Source organism: Metabacillus niabensis, assembly GCF_020524345.1.
Taxonomy (GTDB): domain Bacteria; phylum Bacillota; class Bacilli; order Bacillales; family Bacillaceae; genus Metabacillus; species Metabacillus niabensis_B.
This window is the reverse complement of record NZ_JAIVLH010000011.1, coordinates 69756-91195: the sequence shown is the minus strand read 5'-3', so window position 1 is coordinate 91195 and position 21440 is coordinate 69756. Positions and strand designations below refer to the sequence as shown.

At 36.1% G+C, this 21440-nt stretch carries 20 protein-coding genes, 1 pseudogene and 1 riboswitch; of the genes and pseudogenes, 19 read left to right on the top strand and 2 right to left on the bottom strand.

Features of this window, described 5'->3' with window-relative positions; translation table 11 throughout:
* Positions 1-14 precede the first annotated feature (14 nt).
* Both LC095_RS13460 and megL read left to right on the top strand, forming a co-directional pair.
* Complete coding sequence (locus LC095_RS13460; RefSeq protein WP_226528632.1) at positions 15-824, top strand: Fpg/Nei family DNA glycosylase; 810 nt, start codon at positions 15-17, stop codon at positions 822-824.
* 90 nt (positions 825-914) lie between these two features.
* A complete protein-coding gene (gene megL, locus LC095_RS13455) occupies positions 915-2099 on the top strand; it encodes a methionine gamma-lyase (RefSeq protein WP_226528631.1) in 1185 nt (394 codons plus the stop codon).
* A 169-nt stretch (positions 2100-2268) separates the two neighbouring features.
* On the opposite strand, the gene LC095_RS13450 is transcribed toward megL, so the two are convergent.
* Positions 2269-2439 (bottom strand): aspartyl-phosphate phosphatase Spo0E family protein, encoded by a 171-nt coding sequence (locus tag LC095_RS13450; RefSeq protein ID WP_226528630.1) that lies wholly within the window; start codon positions 2437-2439, stop codon positions 2269-2271.
* Positions 2440-2722: 283 nt separating this feature from the next.
* Here LC095_RS13450 and LC095_RS13445 point away from each other — a divergent pair, with 283 nt between their 5' ends.
* The 9 genes from LC095_RS13445 (at position 2723) to LC095_RS13410 (ending at position 11337) form a co-directional block, all read left to right on the top strand.
* Positions 2723-2956, top strand: a complete 234-nt coding sequence (locus LC095_RS13445) for a hypothetical protein (protein ID WP_226528629.1) — start codon at positions 2723-2725, stop codon at positions 2954-2956.
* Complete coding sequence (locus tag LC095_RS13440; RefSeq protein WP_226528628.1) at positions 2943-4073, top strand: GerAB/ArcD/ProY family transporter; 1131 nt, start codon at positions 2943-2945, stop codon at positions 4071-4073. The genes LC095_RS13445 and LC095_RS13440 overlap by 14 nt, the downstream gene beginning before the upstream one ends.
* Positions 4070-5677: a spore germination protein gene (locus LC095_RS13435; RefSeq protein WP_226528627.1), complete on the top strand. Its 1608-nt coding sequence runs from the start codon at positions 4070-4072 to the stop codon at positions 5675-5677. Before LC095_RS13440 ends, LC095_RS13435 begins: the two co-directional genes overlap by 4 nt.
* Positions 5670-6896 carry a Ger(x)C family spore germination protein gene (locus tag LC095_RS13430; protein WP_226528626.1) on the top strand — a complete coding sequence of 409 codons (1227 nt, stop codon included), beginning with the start codon at positions 5670-5672 and terminating at the stop codon, positions 6894-6896. Before LC095_RS13435 ends, LC095_RS13430 begins: the two co-directional genes overlap by 8 nt.
* A gap of 109 nt (positions 6897-7005) precedes the next feature.
* A complete protein-coding gene (locus tag LC095_RS13425) occupies positions 7006-7236 on the top strand; it encodes an excisionase family DNA-binding protein (RefSeq protein ID WP_078433304.1) in 231 nt (76 codons plus the stop codon).
* Between the two features lie 85 nt (positions 7237-7321).
* Entirely contained in the window at positions 7322-8284 is a 963-nt protein-coding gene (locus LC095_RS13420; RefSeq protein WP_226528625.1) for an alpha/beta hydrolase, read from the top strand.
* 131 nt (positions 8285-8415) lie between these two features.
* Complete coding sequence (locus LC095_RS26805; protein WP_264196034.1) at positions 8416-8541, top strand: hypothetical protein; 126 nt, start codon at positions 8416-8418, stop codon at positions 8539-8541.
* Positions 8519-9529, top strand: coding sequence for a BMP family ABC transporter substrate-binding protein (locus LC095_RS13415; protein WP_226528624.1), 1011 nt, complete (start codon positions 8519-8521; stop codon positions 9527-9529). Before LC095_RS26805 ends, LC095_RS13415 begins: the two co-directional genes overlap by 23 nt.
* 11 nt (positions 9530-9540) lie before the next feature.
* Positions 9541-11337, top strand: a complete 1797-nt coding sequence (locus LC095_RS13410) for a sensor histidine kinase (protein WP_226528623.1) — start codon at positions 9541-9543, stop codon at positions 11335-11337.
* Between the two features lie 42 nt (positions 11338-11379).
* Here LC095_RS13410 and LC095_RS13405 read toward each other — a convergent pair whose 3' ends face one another.
* Positions 11380-13059, bottom strand: a complete 1680-nt coding sequence (locus LC095_RS13405) for a glutamine--tRNA ligase/YqeY domain fusion protein (protein WP_226528622.1) — start codon at positions 13057-13059, stop codon at positions 11380-11382.
* A 344-nt stretch (positions 13060-13403) separates the two neighbouring features.
* Here LC095_RS13405 and LC095_RS26800 point away from each other — a divergent pair, with 344 nt between their 5' ends.
* The 8 genes and pseudogenes from LC095_RS26800 (at position 13404) to LC095_RS13370 (ending at position 21390) form a co-directional block, all read left to right on the top strand.
* Entirely contained in the window at positions 13404-13529 is a 126-nt protein-coding gene (locus LC095_RS26800; protein ID WP_264142788.1) for a hypothetical protein, read from the top strand.
* Between the two features lie 172 nt (positions 13530-13701).
* A riboswitch (SAM riboswitch) is annotated at positions 13702-13813 on the top strand.
* Positions 13814-13950: 137 nt separating this feature from the next.
* The gene (locus LC095_RS13400) at positions 13951-15078 is read left to right on the top strand and encodes a sugar ABC transporter substrate-binding protein (RefSeq protein WP_226528621.1); all 1128 of its coding nucleotides are present in this window, start codon (positions 13951-13953) and stop codon (positions 15076-15078) included.
* 138 nt (positions 15079-15216) lie between these two features.
* Positions 15217-16722, top strand: coding sequence for a sugar ABC transporter ATP-binding protein (locus LC095_RS13395; RefSeq protein WP_226528620.1), 1506 nt, complete (start codon positions 15217-15219; stop codon positions 16720-16722).
* A 1-nt stretch (position 16723) separates the two neighbouring features.
* Positions 16724-17722, top strand: a complete 999-nt coding sequence (locus tag LC095_RS13390; RefSeq protein ID WP_226528619.1) for an ABC transporter permease — start codon at positions 16724-16726, stop codon at positions 17720-17722.
* A 191-nt stretch (positions 17723-17913) separates the two neighbouring features.
* Positions 17914-18939 carry a LytTR family transcriptional regulator DNA-binding domain-containing protein gene (locus LC095_RS13385; RefSeq protein WP_226528618.1) on the top strand — a complete coding sequence of 342 codons (1026 nt, stop codon included), beginning with the start codon at positions 17914-17916 and terminating at the stop codon, positions 18937-18939.
* A gap of 127 nt (positions 18940-19066) precedes the next feature.
* Positions 19067-19916 (top strand): annotated as a pseudogene (locus tag LC095_RS13380) (ATP-binding cassette domain-containing protein).
* On the top strand, positions 19913-20620 hold the full coding sequence (locus tag LC095_RS13375; protein ID WP_226528617.1) for an ABC transporter permease: 708 nt from the start codon (positions 19913-19915) through the stop codon (positions 20618-20620). The pseudogene LC095_RS13380 and the gene LC095_RS13375 overlap by 4 nt, the downstream one beginning before the upstream one ends.
* 215 nt (positions 20621-20835) lie before the next feature.
* Positions 20836-21390 carry a thioredoxin family protein gene (locus LC095_RS13370; RefSeq protein WP_226528616.1) on the top strand — a complete coding sequence of 185 codons (555 nt, stop codon included), beginning with the start codon at positions 20836-20838 and terminating at the stop codon, positions 21388-21390.
* Positions 21391-21440 lie beyond the last annotated feature (50 nt).

The window sequence follows — 21440 nt, the reverse complement described above, 5'->3', positions numbered from 1 at the left end:
AGGGAAGTGTTTTTGTGCCTGAATTACCTGAGATGGAAAATTATAAACGGATTTTTGAAAAAAAGCTTGTCGGAAAAACCATTCAGTCAGTAGAAGTGACGAGAGAGAAGTCGATCAATAAAGCGATTCCTGCTTTTATAGATGAAGTGAAAGGGAGGAAGCTAGTTGCAGTTGAGAGACGGGCAAAACATTTGGTTTTTAAATTGGATTCGGGTGGTCATTTATTGCTGCATCTTATGCTGGGAGGGCTCATGTATATCGGAAATGAGCAAGATAGTCCTGATAGAACAAAACAGGTTACCCTCACCTTTGGCGACTGCCAATTGTTTTTTATTGGGCTAAGATTAGGGTACCTTCATCTTCTTACCGCTCAAGAGGTTGAAAAGGAATTTCTTGATTTAGGTCCTGAACCCCTTGATTCGAGCTTTCAATTATCAGAATTTGATGAACAGCTTAAAAAGAAACGCGGGACATTAAAATCGAATCTTGTTAATCAAAAGTTTATTGCTGGTATTGGAAATCATTACTCTGATGAAATCTGTTTTGAAGCAAAATTGTTACCTATGCGAATAGGAGATGAACTTTCATCTAGGGAAAGAGCTTCACTATTCCATGCGATTCAAACGATATTAAATAGAGGTTTGACATATGGCGGATATATTGAAATGCCTGTATTTAAAGGGGACGAGTTAACAGGGAAGTATAATGAACATTGTTATGTTTATGACCGGGAAGGTGAGCCTTGTCCTCGCTGTAAGACTACAATCATAAGAGAAGAGATTTCTTCAAAAAAATCATTCTTCTGTCCTCAATGTCAGATTTGATGTAGTGCCAATCAACATCCCCTTTAGAATATAAACCATAGGAACCAAGACGGACATTTTCCAATATCCTATAAAGAGGGGGGAAATCCTATGAAAGAAAAGGAGTACCAATTTGCCACAAAGGCAATTCACGCAGGTTATGATCCAAATAAGCATCAAAATAGCTTAACCCCGCCAATCTACCAAACATCAACATTTACCTTTCCCACAGTGGAACATGGAGCGAACAGATTTGCAGGAATAGATGAGGGGTATATTTACTCCAGATTAGGTAATCCAACGGTGACAGTATTAGAAGAACGAATTGCACAATTGGAAGGCGGAGAAGCTGCACTGGCGTTTTCATCAGGAATGGCTGCTATTTCAGCTGTTCTCATCGGCATAACAAAAGCGAATGATCACATTATTTGTTCAAAAGGAATTTACGGCTGTACGTTTGGTTTATTACAGCTTTTAAAGGAAAAGTACAAAATTGACTATACTTTTTCTGAGCTATGTTCAGAGGAAGATATTCTTGCACAGATAAAGAAAACGACACGCTGCATATTTATTGAAACTCCTATGAACCCTACAATGAACTTAATTGATTTAGAAAAGGTTGTCTCGATTGCTAAGGAACGAAACATTAAGGTGGTTGTAGACAATACGTTTTGTTCTCCATATTTACAAACACCAATTACGCTTGGATGTGATCTGGTTATCCATAGTGGAACAAAATATATTGGTGGTCACGGAGATGTCATTGCGGGTCTGGTAGTAGGAGACAAAAATACGATCGATTCCTTAAAAAAGACTATACAAAAGGATATAGGTGGAGTTATCTCTCCATTTGATGCATGGTTACTACTTAGAGGGTTGAAAACATTAGCTGTTAGAATGGATCGTCATTGTGAGAATGCAGAGAAAATTGCGATGAAACTAAAAGAGCATCCAAAGGTTAAAGCCATTTATTATCCCAAGGATCCCGATCATTCCCACTATCAAATCATGAAAAAACAAATGAAAAATGGCGGAGGATTACTATCATTTGAAGTAAAAGGGACATTTGAGGATGCTGTTAAATTTGTGAATCATTTAAAGTTAATACCCATTGCTGTAAGCTTAGGTGATGCAGAAACATTAATTCAACACCCTGCTTCTATGACACATGCTGTTGTTCCCGCACATATAAGGAGGGAAATGGGAATTTCAGATATGTTGATGCGTCTCTCTGTAGGTCTTGAAGCCTGGGAGGATATTTGGGAAGACATACAATCAGCATTAAATCATATATAGCTAGTGGCATCATGCTACTAGTTTTTCTGGTTTATTAGAAAAAACAAACAAATAGATAGAATAGGAAATATTTTTAGGACGTATAGGTATATCCTTTTGCATCCATAAGTAAATAGAAGGACAGGGAGTTCTTGATTGACTCTTGCTCATAGAGGATCTGTCCTATAAATTAACTACATGACTTTAGAAGTAACTGTGTTTCTAGTATTAGTCTGTCTAATTCTTCGCTATACTTAATTGTTTCAGGGTTGTTCATTCCTTTTGCCTGGGCAGTAGCGATCATTAATCTTCTCACTAAATCTATTTTATGACCCAGATCTTGGTTCACATTATTCATCATTTTTCATGGCTCCCTATGCTTAACAGATCGTATATACCTATTATTATTGATTTCTTCCCATTTTGGAATGCCTTCGACAATCATTCTATCAAATAGACAAAATTTTTATTGTTTTAGACATAATTTATCTTTATATGCACGGATCGTTTTGAGTGTTCAAAAATAAACACAGAAAGATTTTGGTTCTTTCATACTAAAAAAACCACATTTGTCCATAATAAACCATATATTAGAAGGAATTAGTTCATTTTATCATTTCAAATATGGTTAAGGTGTGTAGCCAATGAGAGCTGTTATGTTTTTTACAATATTTATCCTGCTTAGCTTATTGATTGCTCAGATTGATGCGTATCTTTATAGCAGTAATTTAATTAACCAATATAAGACACTTTTAGCGATGGATCCGGGATCTAATAAATGGATGATCTATGTTTTTCTACTAGTTGGATTTCTTTATTCTGTAGGGAAAAGTGTGAAAGAAAAATTACAAAAAATAAAAAACATTGGAAGTAAGTAGAGTAATGAAGCAACTGGTAGAGAAAATTTCACTCTGGCAGCTTTATATCCTTATTGTTTGTTTTCAAATTGGTAGTGCTGCTTTAGTAGGAATAGGAAATGAAGCAAAGCAGGATGCTTGGATTGCTGTCATCATTGGAACTTTTTTTGGAATGGCTATTATGCTTTATTATTTGTTTCTCCTTTCAAAAGTACCTGGTAAGAACTTATTTGAGCTATTTGTCTTTTGTTTTGGAAAGTGGATCGGTAAATTTTTCACACTATTATATGTTATCTACTTCTTTTATGTATCTGCCAGGGTGTTGAGGGATTTTTGTGAACTTTTAGTTTCTACAATTTTTGAGGTCACACCATTAGAAGTTATCTCTATCACGATGATGCTTGTCATCGTTTATATATTTCAGCATGGATTAGAGGTGCTGGGGAGAACAAGTGAGGTATTCTTTCCATATGTTGTCGCTTTTATTGTTATGACTGGTTTAGGTATATGGTTCTCGGGTGAGTTTGAAATAAGCAATATCCAGCCGATCTTAGCTGATGGATTTAAACCTATTGTAAATGCACTTTTTCCGCAGTTAATAACCTTTCCTTTTGGAGAAGTAGTGACTTTTATGGTGATAAGCGCCTATATTGGCACAAAAAAGCATATAAAAAAGGTGAGTGCTGCCGGTGTTTTTACCAGTGGTGTTTTGCTTGCATATGGTGCTCTCATTCAAATATCTACTTTAGGAGTTGATGTAAAGGAACGGGCAAACTTTCCTTTATTAAGTGCTTCACGTGAAATATCCTTATTGAACTTTATAGAACGAGTAGATTTGATTATTGTGTTTTTCGTTATGTTCGGAATCATCGTAAAGGTGGGGATCTTTTTTTACGGAGGTTTAAAGGGTCTAGAACTAATTACGAATAAACCATATCGAAGCATGACACTTCCAATGGGATCACTCATTGCCTTTTTTTCAGCTGTTATTAGTCATAACTTTGTTGAACATCTTAAGGAAGGGCTAGTGTTCGTGCCATTCTTTATGCATATCCCTTTTCAATTCGGTATTCCTTTGCTTCTACTGCCCTTTATTTTATGGAAAACAAGGAAAAGAAAAAAGGAGTCTAGCTCATGAGTAGTTTTTCATCTTTGTTTACAAGAAGAAAAAACAAAAATAGGGGAAGAACCTCTGAAAAAGAGATATATGATCAAGAGGGGATACCAAAGCATTATGACAGAAAGCTGGATCGAAATTTATGTAGTATTCAAGAGTTATTTAAACAGACGACTGATTATGAAGAAATCCATATTAAAGTTGGAGATCTAAGGGGATGTGTTTGTTACTTAGGTACAATGTTAAATAAAAGCGAGCTGAATATGCAGGTTTTAGAACCGCTGAGAGAAGCATTTAAGCAGCCGAAAGCAGATGCACACAGAGATTTAGACTCTTTAAGAGAAGCCTTTTTTCCTGCTGTTTCTTATGAATATGCGGAAACACTTCATCAGCTTGTTTGGCAAATGTTAAACGGTTATGCTGTTGTCATGATAGATGAGCATAGTAAGGCCTTGGCGTTAAACATAGGAGGAACAGATAAGCGTTCCATTTCGGAGCCTAGTACTCAAACGATTATTCGTGGCCCGAAGGAAGGGTTTATAGAGGATATTAACACGAACATAGGTCTAATTAGGAAAAAAATAAAAAGTCCCAGGTTGGTTTTTGAAGATTTTAGAGTTGGAAGTGACTCAAATACCAACCTATCAATTGGATATATGAAAGGAATTGTAAATGAAGATATCTTAAGTGAGGTAAAGCTAAGGATAAATAAGATAAATGCTTCAGGTATACTTGATACTGGGAATGTAGAAGAGCTTATTACAGATGAAACCTTTACCTTTTTCCCTCTTATTTATAATAGTGAACGACCAGATAGCATTAGCGGAAATATTTTGGAGGGGAAAATCGCTATTCTCCTTGACGGTTCACCATTTGTGTTGATCGTTCCCTCTGTTTTTACAGATTTTTTTCAGTCTACAGAGGACTATTATCAACCATTTTTTATGACAAGCTTTATAAGAATTATCCGGTATGTGTCATTTATGATTACCCTAACATTTCCTTCTTTATATGTGGCGATTACGACTTATCATCATGAGTTAATGCCAACACCGCTTTTAATAAATATACAAAGTCAGAGGGAAGGGGTACCATTTCCTGCAGTTATTGAAATATTAATGATGGAGCTTACCTTTGAAGTATTAAGGGAAGCGGGAGTTAGAATGCCGCGGGCTGTTGGCCAAACATTATCTATTGTTGGAGCGCTAGTTATCGGACAAGCTGCAGTTGAAGCTGGTTTGGTTTCTAATGTTTTAGTTGTCATTGTTGCATTCTCTGCCATTGCCAGCTTTGTGTCTCCTATTTATAATTTTTCTATTGCAGCAAGGTTAATTCGGTTTATTTTGATTATTATGGCTGCATCATTAGGTTTATATGGAATTCTTTTATCGCTCATTGTTATGGTTATTCACTTAGTAAGTTTGCGAACATTTGGAATCCCATATTTAACTCCTGTTGCTCCGTTCAGACTAAAAGATCAAACAGATGTGTTTGTCCGTGTCCCAATTTGGGGAGACCGGTATCGCCCTTCCTATTTGATGACTAAAGCACCGGTAAAAAATAAAGATTCTTCTCGACCATCTTCTCCAGATCAAAACACTGGGGGTAAGAAGGAAAATGACTAAAAAAATCCTACTGCCTTTTTTTGCACTACTATTATTTCTAACAGGGTGTTGGGATCGGGAAGAGCTTGATGAGATAGCAATTGTGGCAGGTATTGCAGTGGACAAAGGAAAAGAAAAAAAGTATCGGATGACAGTAGAGGTTATTAACTCCGCGGAATTTGGAAAACAAAGTGCACAAGGAAATGCTCCTGTTAACATCTATACATTAGAAGGGAATTCTCTCTCGGAATTATCAAATAAAATGAATGTGGGACTAACCCGTAAGCTCGTATTTTCACATACAAGGGTTCTTTATATAAGTGAAGAGGTGGCAAGAGATGGGATTTTTGGATTTTTGGATTTTCTTGATCGAAGTGGACAGTTTCGAAATGACTTTAGTATTGTTATCACAAGTGGTTATCCTGCTTCAACTTTCACAAAAATCACCTATCCTGTGCAAAAAAGTCCTTCATTGAAGCTTAGTACTCAAATTACGACGCTAACGGACGAGTGGGGTGGAAATCCGGATGTTCAGTTATATGATTTTATTACATCCCTTATTTCAAAAGGAATTAATCCTGTTGCCGGAATAATATCCATTCGAGGTGATCCTGAAAAAGGGCAATCTGTAGATAATAATAAAGAAATTGATCCTGGTGCATTGGTTCTTGCTGATGGGATGGCTATTTTTAAAGGTGATAAAATGGTGGGGAAACTTTCACTAAATGAAACTAGGGGATACCTTTGGACGAAAGAGTTAAGAAGTACGAGTTTGAGTATTGCATGTGATTCAGAAGATGCTAATACAACAAATAAAGACGAGTTTTATTTAGATGTTCGAGTCATAAGATCAAAGGTCAACTTAGAATCCAAATATGAAAATGATCGACCGAAGATCAAAGTGAAAATTAATGCGGAAGCTAAGATACAAGGAACACAATGTGCTAAAGATTTGACAAAAATTAATGTTTATTCAGACCAGGAAAAACTAGTTGAAAAATTCGTAAAAGCAGAAATATCCCAGCTTATTAAAAAAGTCCAGAAGGAATACGAAGTAGACATCTTCGGATTTGGAGATGCTCTTAATAGGCAGGATCATAAGAAGTACAAAGAAGTGGAGTACAGATGGGATGAAGAGTTCGCAAAAGCTGAACTGGACGTTGAGGTAGATATTCAGTTATTAAGAGCGGGGATAAAAAGCAAAAGCTTTAATGCAGATATAGAGGAATTAAGTGAGTAATAATAGCCAATCACACCGCCAATTCACAGATGTGAATTGGCTTTTTACTTGTAACAAACTAGTATAATCTACTATGATGGTAACGAATGAAGAAGTGAGGGAGACTATCATGTATTTAACAGTTCAAGAAACAGCAGAATACCTGTCATTATCAGAAGAGCAAATTAAAAAACTAATCCTTGAAAAAAAGATCAGAGCACTCTTTGATGGAAATCAATATTTAATTAATAAGGAACAATTTAATACCCACCTAGAACAAATGGAAAAATATAAAAAGGTAGTGGAAGAATATATGAAAGAACCAATTCCAGAGGATATCGATGTAAAAGACGAAGACTAATTTTTCTTACTTAAAAAGTAATGACAATTCTCTGGAAAGATGTTATCATTATCAATAATGATAACAATTAAAAGGGGATAAGTCCATGAGCACAATTCGTGAAGAAGAGATCTCAATCACTCATGATATTACATTAAAGGGGACAATGTCCTATCCATGTTTAGAATCGGAAAAACACCCTGCTATTATCTTAATTAATGGTTCAGGTAGTTCAGATCGTGATGGAAACATGAAGAAACCTGCCATTCAATCAGATTTATATAAAGAATTAGCTCATTTCTTAACGGGATTAGGCTTTATTACGCTAAGATATGATAAAAGATCTGTCGGGGAAAGTGAAGGCGATCCGATCAAGTCTGGCATGTTGGATTTGGTCCGTGATGTGCAAGAAACCATTCAATTTTTGAAGAATCATCCAAAAGTAGATCATGATAGGGTTTTGCTATTAGGTCATAGTGAAGGATGTATTATTGGAACAATCGCACATCAACAAATACCTGTTGCCGGTTTGATATTACTTGCCGGGGCAGCAAGTAATATTGAAGAGCCAATGGACTATCAAAATAAACAAGTTATTGAGGAAATAAAGCACTTAAAAGGCATTAAAGGAATGATCTTGAGAAAACTTGTTACACAATCGAAGGTGGAAAAACAAGCTGCTAATCTAAAGAGAAAAATAGAGCAATCACAAGGTGATACGATGAGGTATCAATTGAAAAAGATGCCGGTAAGATGGTTTAGAGAACATTATTCTTTTTCAACAGAAATGATTATTAATATCCTTAAAAATGCTCAATGTCCTATATTGGCTATTACAGGTGATAAGGATGTCCAGGCAAATCCCGAAAATGTAAAAAGGATAGAGCAACTTGAAAAACCGAACGCAACTGCAATTGTTATCGAAAACATGGATCATATGCTAAAGGAATTTAATGGAGAAAGAACAATTTTAAACCTATTAAAACAATACAAAAAGGAAGCAAAAGCTCCAATTCATCACAAGCTTAAAGAAGAATTGAAAGACTGGTTGATCATAAATTATCTATAATGTGTAAGGAACTCAGTGTGGATTAAGCGCTGAGTTTGTTCTTTGTAAAGAACAAATATCCTTATTTAGGCTTCCTGATGCAAATGCTATTTTGTTATGGAATTTTTAAAAAAAGTGGGAGATTCGTACGATTGTCGAATAATGTAGATATTTCTCATAAATATATAGCATGTGGTTGGATTGTTCGCTATAATGATGTCAGATACTGTACAATCTTTAGGGAGAGAAAGAATGATGCAACAATCGACACAACTTAGATTTATTGGGATAATAGCAGTGATTGTTGGAATTATCTTTATTAGTATAATTGGATTTAAGATGAAAGATATCATCTCAGAAGCTGTTTCAACTGGAACTGATGGGAAAACAAAGGTGACCATCATAACATCAGATGTCATTGTAGATCAAAGTTGGGGGAGCTTGGCATATAAAGGAAAACTGAAAATGGAAGAGCTTTTTCCAGTTGACGTAACTCTATATAGTGAAATTAATACAAACAAATTAATAAAGGATACAATTGAAGAAGCGGTACAAAACCAATCACAAGTGATTATCGGTCATGGTCGTGAGTTTTCGGACGTATTTACAGAATCAGCAAAAAAGTACTCAGATATTCACTTTATCACTCTACATGGATCTTCAAAATATCCAAATCAATCTGTTTACACATTTGATCAAGGGGAAATCGAATACTTTGCTGCACTTGCTGCAGCGAAAGTGACTGAAACGAATAAAGTTGGCTTAATTGATTCATATGAAGCAAGAAACAAAAATCCGGAATTTGAAACAGGGTTAGCCTACTATAAACCGGAGATAAAATTCTATTATCGTCATGTTAATAGCAGAGATGATGGTAAAAAAGCTTCTAAAATACTTCAACAGTTAATAGATGAGGGCGTAGATGTTGTTTATAGCAAAGGAAACTCCTTCAATAGAGATGTCATAGATTTGGCGAAAAAGTCAGGAATATATGTCATTGGCTATCTTGACGATCAATCATATATGGGGAAGGATCATGTTATTACGAGCGTGAAAAATGATGTATCTCAAGCATATGTTGTCATGATGGAAGATTACTTTAGTAAGGATGGAATTCCACATGGGCAAGTGATGTTAAGTGCGGAGCATGGTGTGTATAGCCTAGCTCCGTTTGGACCAATGTTGTCTGATAAAGATAAACAGTTTATAGAAAGTGAAATGAATAAATTCGAAGAAGGAGAGATTAGCTTTCCTTCATTAAAGTAAGGAGGATTACGTTGAGAAAATTATTGAAACATATGTCATTTCGAGCAAAAATTCTCTCAATCCTCCTGATGTTGACTTTTCTGTTAAGTGGTTTTTCCTACGTTTTGGTACAATCAATTGAAGCTGTTAAAGAAGTGAGTAACACAATAGAGGAGAAGAACGTACCTGAGGTCTATTGGCTTACACAATGGGATAAAGATCTTGCCGTTAGAGAGCTGGTTGTAAAAGAGTATTTAGGAGAAAATTTATGTTGTGATTTCGTTGAAGTCTATCAGTCTTATCAATATGAAGAAGAAAATGAAACGTCTGATCAACCTCCTGCTGTTCCTTCTTCCCTAATTAGTATAAAAAAAGATATAGAATTACTAGACTTTATGGTCATAAATAATATTCAAGGATTATTAGCATATGAAGAGTATGATGATGCCCGTACATATATACATTCAGATTACCTGCTACAACTTGAAGAATTACAGACCGAAATAAATGAAGAGAAGGAATTGGTTTTTACAAAGTTCACTGCACATTCGAACGAGTTTTCGAGTATTATTTCAAATGCACTTTGGCTACTCATTAGTATCACAATAGTAGCTATTTGTTTGTCTATTGTTGCAGCGTATCGAATAAGTGCAAATTTGACAAAGCCTATTGAAACAATGGTTGATAAAGTAGACCTCATTGCCAGAGGCCAGTACGGGCTTACTTTGCCACCTCTGAAACAGGTTGAATTTGAAGAATTGGCGAATTCCATTAATCAAATGTCCAAGAGTCTGAAAGATTCATTTACAACTATTTTGAATGATAAAATGTATCGCGAGCAAATCGTGAATTCTTTGCCAATTGGTATTATAACAATAAATGATGAGTTGTCAGAGCTCAAAATTAATAGAGCAGCTGCTGATATTTTACAATATAATGAAGACAGAATAAGTCAGTTTATGAATGAAAAGATTTATGATGAAAATGAACAGTTTTGGAATATCGTAACTCGTGATTCAAACTTTCATCATAGAAAGATTACATATAAAACTGCAAAAGAAAACAAAGTCTTGCTCGTATCTCAAACAGGAATGCACGATCATCAGTGTCACATTATTGGAAGAATGATTAATTTTGTTGATATGACAGAGACCGAAGAACTAGAGAAAAGAATGTACCAATCTGAGAAGTTAGCCATAGTGGGAGAAATAGCTGCAGGTGCTGCACATGAAATTCGGAATCCTTTGGCTGTTGTCCAAGGCTTCTTATCGTTGATGAATCAATCACTGGGGGATAAAGAGAAAAACCAATATCATATGGCTCTGCTGATGAAGGAACTCGAACGGATTAACAGTATCATTGAGGAAATGCTGCTTTTATCAAAGCCTGGAGCCCCCATTAAAAAAGAGGTATGTCTTCAAAGTGTATTAGAAGAGTTTTTACCATTAATTATTGATTCCTCTGAAGATATTACCATTTATATCAACCTGATTCATAGAACTGTACCAATTGATTCCAAGCAAATGAAGCAGGTTTTTCATAATCTTGTTCGGAACAGTATTGAAGCAATGCGCGGACGTGGAGAAATACGCATTTATTCACAAGTATCCGATAATTACTTTCAGATTTATGTAAAAGATAATGGTCCGGGAATATCATATGATTTAAAGGAAAAGATTTTTGACCCGTTCACAAGCTCAAAAGAAGATGGAACAGGCTTAGGGTTAATGATTGTAAAAAGAATTATTGAAAACCATGATGGATATATTACCATACATGAGACCTCTTCAGATGGTACAACTTTTTTGATAGGTCTCCCTTTAACATAAAAGAAGATGGCCGACAAAGGCCATCTTCTTTTTAAATAATGATTATTTTAATTTAAACGAACTTTTCAGAGACACGATTCGATTGAATACCGTTTTTTCTGCTGTTGTGTGCTTTGGATCTACATTAAAGTATCCATGGCGGAAGAATTGAAACTTGTCTTGTGGTTGAATATCCTTCATATTCGGTTCAATAAATCCTTGTAAAACTTCCAATGAGTTTTCATTTATATAATCAAGGAATGTCTTTTCTTCTGAAGACTCAACTTCATCTTCAATTTCTTCGTCTTTTTGCTTATCAAGGATAAGTGGCTCATATAAACGAAATTCCGCAGGCAACGCATGCTTTGCATCAACCCAGTGTAATGTTCCTTTTACTTTACGACCAGTAAAGCCGGTACCACTCTTTGTTTCTGGATCGTAGGTACAATGAATCTCAATCACATTTCCATTTTCATCTTTAATAACCTCTTCACACTTAATGAAATAAGCATGTTTTAACCTTACTTCATTTCCAGGGAACAGGCGGAAATACTTTTTGGGAGGGTTTTCCATAAAGTCCTCCTGCTCGATATAAATTTCACGGGAGAATGGAATTTGTCTTGTTCCCATCTCAGGCACTTCAGGGTTAATCTCTGCATCAAGCATTTCAACTTGATCTTCCGGGTAATTTGTAATGACAACTTTCAAAGGCTTCAAGATTCCCATTGTGCGAGGAGCTTGAAGTTTTAAGTCTTCACGGACAAAATGCTCAAGCATTGCTTCATCTGCAGTAGCAAATCCTTTAGAAACACCTGTTTCTTTTACAAACTCACGAATAGCTTTTGGCGTATATCCTTTTCTACGTAGCCCGGAGATTGTTGGCATACGTGGATCATCCCATCCATCAACAACCTTTTCATCAACCAGTTGTTTTAATTTTCGCTTACTCATTACTGTATTAGTGATACCTAAACGACCAAATTCTATTTGCTGAGGTTTATGCTCCATTTCACATTCTTCAATGACCCAGTTATAAAGAGGGCGTTGGTCCTCAAACTCTGTTGTACATAAGGAATGTGTAATGCCTTCGATTGCGTCTTCGAGTGGATGAGCAAAAGCATACATTGGATAGATACACCAAGTATCACCGGTATTATGATGAGTAGCATGTGAAACACGGTAGATAACAGGATCACGTAAATTTATGTTTGGTGATGACATATCAATTTTAGCGCGGAGAACTTTTTCTCCATTGCCAAATTCTCCATTACGCATACGCTCAAATAAATCAAGGTTTTCCTCAATAGAGCGATTTCGGTATGGACTTTCTTTACCAGGCTCAGTCAATGTGCCACGATATTCTCTTATTTCATCCGCTGTTAAATCATCTACATAGGCTTTTCCTTTTTTAATAAGGAGTACAGCACGATTGTACATTTCTTCAAAATAATCGGATGCAAAGAATAAACCGTCCCAGTCGTAGCCTAACCAAGCTACATCTTCTTTAATGGATTCTACATATTCTGTATCTTCTTTTAATGGATTTGTATCATCAAATCGTAAATTTGTTTTTCCTTTAAATTCATCTGCTAATCCGAAGTTAATAACAATCGATTTTGCATGACCAATATGAAGATACCCATTTGGCTCCGGCGGGAAGCGAGTGTACACATAATCCCGTTTTCCTGTCTCAAGATCCTCTTTAATAATTGTTTTAATAAAGTTTGAGGAATTGTGTTCCAAATCAGATCAAACCTTTCTTTTATATGTAAGAATAAATTCTACCCTCCATTATACCAATAGATGATAAAAAGGTTAATTTACTTGCGGTATTTATTTGTAATAGTATATATAATTGCTACATGAATCAATGTGTATACAAGAATTGAAGAAAAGATAAGCTGTTTTCTGAAAGAATTTATTTAGTTCCTAGTTTGAATCGGTAGTGTCTGGAGCGAAATGGAACGGACTAATATTACATGTAACTTTATTAAAAGACCATAGTACGCAAAAAAACTAAAGGAAAGTTAAGTGTATGCATCTTAACCAGTTGTGCAAAATAACATAGTCTGGTAGGAGGTGAGAGTATGCCAAATAGAAACGATAATAAATTCAGAAAGATTGAATCTGAAAGTCAAAAACAAGGTAAATCTCAAGAAGAATATGCGGCAGAGTTAGCGAGCAACAAAATGAAAGCACAGAAAAGAAAATAATAACTCAAATGGACAAGCATAAATGCTTGTCTTTCATATTGAAAAAATGTAAGCCTTTTAATATAAAGATAAAATAATTCGGATATTATAAATATTCAAAAAATGGTTGACATTCATTCTATACCGGATTAAAGTATATGTATTGTTATTTTACTTAATCGCATAAAAACAACTCTTATCAAGAGTGGCAGAGGGACTGGCCCGATGATGCCCGGCAACCGTTCTATTTCCGAATAGAATTGGTGCTAAATCCTGCAAAGCTGTATGGCTTTGAAAGATAAGAGAGGAGACTCCTATTATTGTGGTGAAACCTCTCTGTCTAAGAGAGGTTTTTTGTGTTACCCGGACTTGTGAAATTAGAGAGAACAAGTTCAAGGCATGAGTAAATCATATTCTATTAATTGAGGGGAGCAATGCAGCTATGAAGAACAAACTATTTAACACATTATTTATTTTAACATTGGTATTAACCGTATTTGTTTCAGGGTGTTCATCTAGTAATGGTGAAACGAATGAGTCGACAAAATCAAAAGGAAATCCTGACGTGTCACTTGATAATGTGCCTGAAAGATTTAAAGATGGCGAAGAAGTGAAAATTAAAGTAATCCGCAAAATTGGCGGGGATGATCATACAGCTCAATTTCTAGCAGGAGCTAAAGAAGAAGGGGAGGCATTAGGCTTCCAAGTTGATGTGTTCACAGCAAATGGTGACACAGCTAAATTCCATGATGCCATCGCACAAGGACTTGAAGAAGATTATGATGGATTTATCATTTCTCATGGTGATGACGAAGCAACAATTAATGCTGTGCAAAAGTTGGTTGATGCAGGTAAAAGTGTTGTTACATTTGACTCAATTGATGGATTATCAAAAATTAATGGAGTGACATTAACTTCACAGGATGATGAAGCACTGGCTAAATTAGCTTTAGATCAATTAGTGAAAGAGACAAAAGGTGAAGCGAATATCGTATACCTTTGGGTTGACGGGTTTCCTCCAATGGTTAGAAGAAATGCTGTTTACCAAGATGTTTTAAAGAATAATCCGGGAATTAAAGAAGTAGAGCGCTTTGGTATTGCATCTGCAGATACATCTGTTCAAACGCAAAACGCTGTTGCTTCTATGCTTAATAAGCACCCGAAAGGTGAAATTGATGCGATTTTCGCAACATGGGATGCATTTGCAATCGGTGCAGCACGTGCCATTAAAGAAGCTGGAAGAGATGAAATTAAGATTTATGGTATTGATGTTTCGAATGCGGATCTACAAGAAATGCAAAATGAAGCAAGCTCATGGAAATACACGGCAGCTGTTGATCCAAAGCTTATCGGTGCAGTGGACATGAGGATTTTGGCTAAAAAACTTGCTGATGAAGAAACACCTGAAACATATAATCTTGAAGCATCACTTATTTCACAAGATGCGTTACTTCAATCGAATGAGCCTATTAATATGGTGAACTTAGCTGACACTGTGGAAGGTTGGGGTCAGTCAGATGCATTTGAAGAAGAATGGATGAAAACATTAAAAGAATATTATAAGAAATAATATCTCTAGCAGAGAACGGGCGGAAGTCGAGTTCTTACTCTCGGAACACCCGTCTCGCTCCTTTTTTCCTCTATATAAACCTCCTATTAAAAATTCCAATAAAACCAAGAACAGATCAATAAGGAAGGAGGAAGGACAATGAATACATCAGTATTAAATATGAGAGAAATTTCAATTGAGTTTCCTGGAGTAAAAGCACTTGACTCTGTTAATTTTACGATGAAAAGCGGTACGACTCATGCGCTAATTGGAGCAAATGGTGCAGGAAAATCGACTCTAATGAAAGTTTTATCTGGTGCTTACAATCATTACACAGGACAGATCCAAATAGACGGCAAAGAAGTGTTGATTAAAGACCCTAAGGATGCACAAGTACAAGGTATTCAAATTGTTCACCAGGAAGTGGATACAGCTCTTATCCCATATTTAACAGTAGGAGAGAACATTATGCTCACCAAAACAGTGAGTGAGATGGGAAAGAGGCAATTCATTCGCTGGAAGCAAATCCATCAACAGGCAGCTGAAATTTTAAATAGCTTAAAAATTAAGGTGTCATCTAAAAAGCTGGTAAGTGAACTGACTCTTGCAGAAAAACAGATGGTACTGATTGCAAGAACAGTCTCGTCAAAATGTAAATTCCTTATCCTCGATGAGCCGACTGCACCGTTAAGTCATGCTGAGACAAAGGAATTATTCAGGATTGTTCGTGATCTAAAGGAGAAAAATGTCGGAATTATCTTTATTTCACACCGTCTTCCTGAAATATTTGAGGTTTGTGATGAGATTACAATCATGAGAAACGGAATGCTTGTCACACATGAACGTATTCGTGAGACAACTCCTAATAAAGTAATAGAAAACATGCTTGGTAGAGAACTAGAAGAGCAGTTTCCGGAGAGAACATTCCAAATTGGTGAAACGGTCCTGGAGGTCAACCATCTTTACGATGATGAAAAACTATCAGGTGTTTCCCTGCATGTAAGACAAGGTGAGATTATTGGAATCGCGGGCTTAGTAGGAGCAGGTAAAACAGAGCTATGTAAAACCTTGTTTGGTGAAAAGAAGCTTGCATCAGGAGAAATAAAGCTGCATGGTAAAAAACTAAAAATGGCCAACCCTTATCAAGCAGTTAAACAAGGGATTGCCTTGGTTCCTGAAGAAAGACGAAAAGAAGGGATCTTGGTAGAAGAGTCTGTTGTAACAAATTTAACCGCAGCAAACCTGGGAGCTTTCACAAGTGCACTTAGCTTTGTAAAGCGCAAAGCTGAAAAGCAACAAGCTGTAGAGCTTATTAAAAGCCTTGGAATCAAAACACCATCAGATGAAACGAAAGTGAAAAATCTATCCGGTGGAAATCAACAGAAAATTGCAATAGGAAAATGGCTTATTACAGATGCTGATGTTTATATTTTTGATGAACCTACAAAAGGGGTAGATGTAGGAGCGAAAAAGGATATTTTTGAACTCATATGTGAGTTGGCGAGAAGAGGAAAGGCTATTCTTTATGCCTCTTCAGAATTAGCCGAAATCATTGGAATTACAAATCGCTTATATGTTTTGTACGACGGTAAGGTTGTTAAAGAAGTAAATACAGATATAACGAACGAAGAAGACCTATTATTATATTCAACAGGAGGCAACTAAGATGGCTGAATTAAATCCTGTGCAAACCAATAAAGTGAAAAGATCATTTGATTTATTTCAATTTCTGTATAAATACGGAACAATTTTAACGATCTTTATTCTCATCATCGTGTTTGCAGTAACGAATCCAACGTTTATTCAAGGAAATAATATTATAAATATATTACGATCAATATCTATTGTAACGATTATCGCAATTGGAATTACCATCTCTCTTTCTGTAAATGGATTCGACTTATCTGTGGGATCTGTTGCTTCATTATCTAATGCGATTGTCATTTCAATGTTCGTATGGTTCTCACAGAATACACTCATTGCCATATTCTCAGCTATTGTTGCGTCATTATTAGTCGGGGTTTTAAATTCATTTATTATTGTAAAATTAAAAGTTCCTGATATGTTAATAACCCTTGCAACAATGTTTATTGTGCAGGGAATTGCTCTAACATATACAAAAGGTGCTACTGTATCACAAAATATGGTCATGCCTGACGGAACTTTTGCAACAGGACTTATTAGTCCGGTTTTTGAGCATATTGGACAAGTACCTTGGATTATTGTCATTATGGTGGTCGTAGTGATTGCTGTTCATATTTTTTTAACGTACACAAAGCATGGCCGTTATATGTATGTGATCGGCGGGAATATTGAAGCGGCAAGATTATCTGGAATTCCGGTGAATAAATATAAAGTAGCTGCTTATCTTTTATCAGCTCTTTTTGCATCAATTGGAGGAATCGTACTGGCTTCAAGAGTCATGACAGCGGAGATCAACGCTGGAGCCCCTTATTTAATGGATTCAGTTGCTGCTGCATTTATTGGATTTTCTGTACTTGGGGCAGGAAAGCCAAATGCTTTTGGAACATTTGTCGGTGCCGTCTTAATTGGTATATTACAGAATGGACTTGTTATGATGTCCGTACCATATTATGCAATGGATATTGTGAAAGGAACGGTTTTGGCGTTTGCCCTTGCCCTTACTTACTACAAGCAAAAATAGCTGCTGATTGAATCAGCAGTTTTTTTTGTTCTATCAGATATGTAGTTAAATTTTATGAATGATAGCATAAAAAAATGTCGAATTATTCAGACAAATTATCCGTATATTTCCCAGGAAAGGAATTTTTCTGTGAATTTTAGACAAGCCTTGCGTTATAATTGGAAATAATTGAAATAGTTAGGGGGGACACTATGAATATATTATCAATTAGTGATTTAGAAAAGCATGAAGGCAATGCAGTTATCTTTTCGTCTTTCAGTTTGACAGTCGATGCGGGAAATGCTGTTGCCATTCATACCAATATGGATGTGCAGAAAATAGTAATGAATATGCTGTTAGGAGAGCTTCCAATTTTGACAGGAGCAATAAAAGTGAATGATATAAATATTGCTGGTTCAAAGAAGAAATATTTACAGCATATCGGAGTTTTATCCTTAAATGACGGTCTATATGAGAGGCTTACTGTAAAGGAGTATTTATCATTTTATCAAAAACTGTATGATTCTAAATCATCACTTGAACAAATTCTGCTAACTGTCCAACTAGAAGAACAGAAGAATACAAGAATTGGAAAGTTAAGCTTTTCGGAGAAAAAAAGAGTACATCTTGGTAATTTGCTGCTAAAACCGGTATCTCTTTATGTATTAGAGGAACCTGACCAAAACACGGATCTGGAGACGAACAGAGTCCTTAATATGGTCGTACAGGAGTTGATTAGCAAAGATAAAGCAGTTGTGATTCTAACCGGCAATATGGAAAGCGCATTGACCCTAACCGACAATGTCTATCGTTTAGATAGTTCTGGTCTTTCTAAGCTTGATGTAACTGCAGAAGAATCTGATCAGGAGACCGAGATGGAAGCTATGATTCAGCCTGTGAGGTTTGAAAAAATTCCAACAAAGGTGAATGAAAAAATTGTTTTATTTGATCCGCCCGAAATTGATTATATTGAAAGCAGTGAAGGCCAGTCGCAGCTTTATATTAAAGGGGAAATTTATCAAAGTATGTTCACGCTAAATGAGCTGGAGGAACGCCTGCAACCATTTGGTTTTTTTCGCTGTCATCGTTCCTATATAGTTAATTTGCAAAAGGTGAGGGAAGTTGTAACATGGACGAGAAACAGCTTTACACTTATCTTAAATGACGCTAGCAAATCCTCTGTTCCGCTCTCGAAAGCAAAAATGGCGGAATTAAAAGGGATGCTTGGCCTAAAATAGTGCTCCATTCATGGTGAATATGCGCCACTTACATAGAATTTTGCTCCTTTTGCGGGGTTATTACTGCACCATTGTGACTCCTCCTATATGATGAAGTCAAATCACAAAGCAATGCAGGAGGATGACAATGGAAAAGATAATTGAAGTGAGGTCATTGGCAAAACTGTTCGGTAATCAGCGTGCACTTGAGGATGTTTCATTTGAAGTAAATAAAGGAGAAGTATTGGGTTTTCTCGGGCCGAGTGGTTCAGGAAAGACAACAACTATAAAAATCTTAACAGCTCAACTGTCTCAAACAGATGGAGCTGCACTAGTGTTCGGGGAACCTGCTTTCCAATTAAAAAAACCGATTAACAGAAAAAAAAATCGGGATTATTACTGACAATAGCGGCCTGTATGAACGCTTATCAATTTATGACAATTTAAAACTGTATTGTGGGCTTTATGATGTGAGTATTTCGCGAATAGATGAAGTATTGGAAATGGTTAATTTAAAGGAAGAAAGTAAAAAGATTGTTTCAAAGCTTTCAAGAGGGATGCTTCAGCGAGTGACGCTTGCGCGGGCATTTCTTCATAAACCAGAGCTGCTTTTTTTAGATGAGCCTACATCAGCTCTAGATCCTGTCAATTCGCGCCATATTTATCGCGGCTTACAGGAACTAAAGGATAATGGTACAACAATTTTTCTAACAACTCATGATATGAATGAAGCAGAATTACTGTGTGACCGTGTTGCTTTTCTTCATAATGGCTCCATTCAGCTGATCGGACCGCCGAAGGAGTTGCGCAAGAGCTATGCAGATAATACACTGACGGTCGAATTAACGGACGGCACAACAGAAGTCATTTCAAAAGGGGAAGATGGTGCGGAAAAGCTGTATCGCTTTATGTCAGGAAATAAAGTAGTGTCAGTTAAAACAAACGAACCAACTTTAGGTGATATATTTGTTGAGATAACAGGGAGGAAATTATCATGACATTTTCAGTAAAAAGGACCTTAGCAATTTTTCAAAAAGATTATAAAGATATTTCAAAAAATATGTATGTTTCCTTTACGGCTATTATCCCTTTAGTTATGGCACTGCTATACGGTTCACAAGGAGAAATGACAATAGATACACAATATATCATCATTAATATGACATTGTCTCTTGTTGCTGCGTTTATTCAATGCTCACTTATTGCTGAGGAAAAGGAAAAGAATACATTGCGGGGCTTAATGCTTTCACCGGCTAGTACGGTAGAAATCTTGGCTGGTAAAGGGATGCTGACATTTATAACGACTATTTTTATTATTACTGTTTCTTGTTTTTTAATTGAGTATAAGCCGGAAAATGTCATGGTCATCGCAATCGCCATTGTTTTATCTACATTGTTTTACATTGGTTTAGGAACCTTTCTCGGCTTGATGACAAAATCAGTCATGGAAGCCTCTGTAGTGATTATGCCTTTTTTCTTTCTATTTACTTTCAGTTCATATGCCTTACTGCTTGCTGAAAAATTTCCTATCTTAAAGGCTGTGGAATATATGCCAAACACGCAGCTTGTCGAATTGGCCCGAGAAGTACAATCAGGTGCAGGTATTGTAGATGTATGGACTAACCTTATTGTCATTATGATTTGGATCATCGTGATTTTCGCTTTAGCTTATCGCATATTTAAGAAACGTATGATGGACTAATATATCCCATTCTTAACGGCCAGTAAGGCTCCGACTTCAAGATTAGAGAGAAACAAAGATGATAAGTGGGAGATAACTGGCCGTAAAGATCGGATAAGTTTCGCTAACCATCAATGGGGGATGAAGGAAACCCCCATTGATGGAAGTCTCACTTTAATTGAAAAAAGCATAACAACTCTCTAAAATGAAACTAATAATAAGGAGGGATTAAAGTAATGAATTTACTAGATTGGTACAACAATGGTTTAACAAAAGAAGAGTATATAAATGGAATGAACGTGAACAAATCAGAAATGATGGGGATATATGATAAGTTTTCATTAAATGAAACACATCAAAGCCGCTTAGCTTCGTTAAAAGGTAAAGATCTAAAAGTGATTGTACTGACGGAAGACTGGTGTGGCGATGCAATGTTGAACAATCCTATCCTCCTGAAAATTGCTGAAGAAATCGGTATGGAAGTTCGCTTTGTACTTCGTGATTCAAATTTAGAGCTCATGGATCAATATTTAACAAATGGTACATCTCGTGCGATACCAATTTTTATATTTCTAAATAGTGATGGTGAAGAAATAGCAGTATGGGGACCCCGCGCAGCAAAAATGCAGGAGTTTGTAATGGAGGAACGAAGCAACTTACCATCTAAGGAAGATCCTGCGTTCTCTGAAAAGCAATCGGCAATGTACAAAAAAATAACATCTGCTTATCAGGGAACACCTGGTTATTGGGATGTAGTAGCGGAAAGCATTATCGAAAAATTAAATGGTTAATAATAAAAGCTGGCGAATAGTTATGCCGGCTTTTTTTTTGTAAAAAACAC

What these genes read in the sequence shown, in the direction of transcription:
- LC095_RS13370 (WP_226528616.1), top strand. Translation starts at nt 20,836, where the DNA reads ATGAATTTACTAGATTGGTACAACAATGGTTTAACAAAAGAAGAGTAT.
- LC095_RS13420 (WP_226528625.1), top strand. Translation starts at nt 7,322, where the DNA reads ATGAGCACAATTCGTGAAGAAGAGATCTCAATCACTCATGATATTACA.
- LC095_RS13375 (WP_226528617.1), top strand. Translation starts at nt 19,913, where the DNA reads ATGACATTTTCAGTAAAAAGGACCTTAGCAATTTTTCAAAAAGATTAT.
- LC095_RS13400 (WP_226528621.1), top strand. Translation starts at nt 13,951, where the DNA reads ATGAAGAACAAACTATTTAACACATTATTTATTTTAACATTGGTATTA.
- LC095_RS13430 (WP_226528626.1), top strand. Translation starts at nt 5,670, where the DNA reads ATGACTAAAAAAATCCTACTGCCTTTTTTTGCACTACTATTATTTCTA.
- megL (WP_226528631.1), top strand. Translation starts at nt 915, where the DNA reads ATGAAAGAAAAGGAGTACCAATTTGCCACAAAGGCAATTCACGCAGGT.
- LC095_RS13445 (WP_226528629.1), top strand. Translation starts at nt 2,723, where the DNA reads ATGAGAGCTGTTATGTTTTTTACAATATTTATCCTGCTTAGCTTATTG.
- LC095_RS13395 (WP_226528620.1), top strand. Translation starts at nt 15,217, where the DNA reads ATGAATACATCAGTATTAAATATGAGAGAAATTTCAATTGAGTTTCCT.
- LC095_RS13450 (WP_226528630.1), bottom strand. Translation starts at nt 2,439, where the DNA reads ATGATGAATAATGTGAACCAAGATCTGGGTCATAAAATAGATTTAGTG.
- LC095_RS26800 (WP_264142788.1), top strand. Translation starts at nt 13,404, where the DNA reads ATGCCAAATAGAAACGATAATAAATTCAGAAAGATTGAATCTGAAAGT.
- LC095_RS13385 (WP_226528618.1), top strand. Translation starts at nt 17,914, where the DNA reads ATGAATATATTATCAATTAGTGATTTAGAAAAGCATGAAGGCAATGCA.
- LC095_RS13435 (WP_226528627.1), top strand. Translation starts at nt 4,070, where the DNA reads ATGAGTAGTTTTTCATCTTTGTTTACAAGAAGAAAAAACAAAAATAGG.
- LC095_RS13415 (WP_226528624.1), top strand. Translation starts at nt 8,519, where the DNA reads ATGCAACAATCGACACAACTTAGATTTATTGGGATAATAGCAGTGATT.
- LC095_RS13390 (WP_226528619.1), top strand. Translation starts at nt 16,724, where the DNA reads ATGGCTGAATTAAATCCTGTGCAAACCAATAAAGTGAAAAGATCATTT.
- LC095_RS13425 (WP_078433304.1), top strand. Translation starts at nt 7,006, where the DNA reads ATGTATTTAACAGTTCAAGAAACAGCAGAATACCTGTCATTATCAGAA.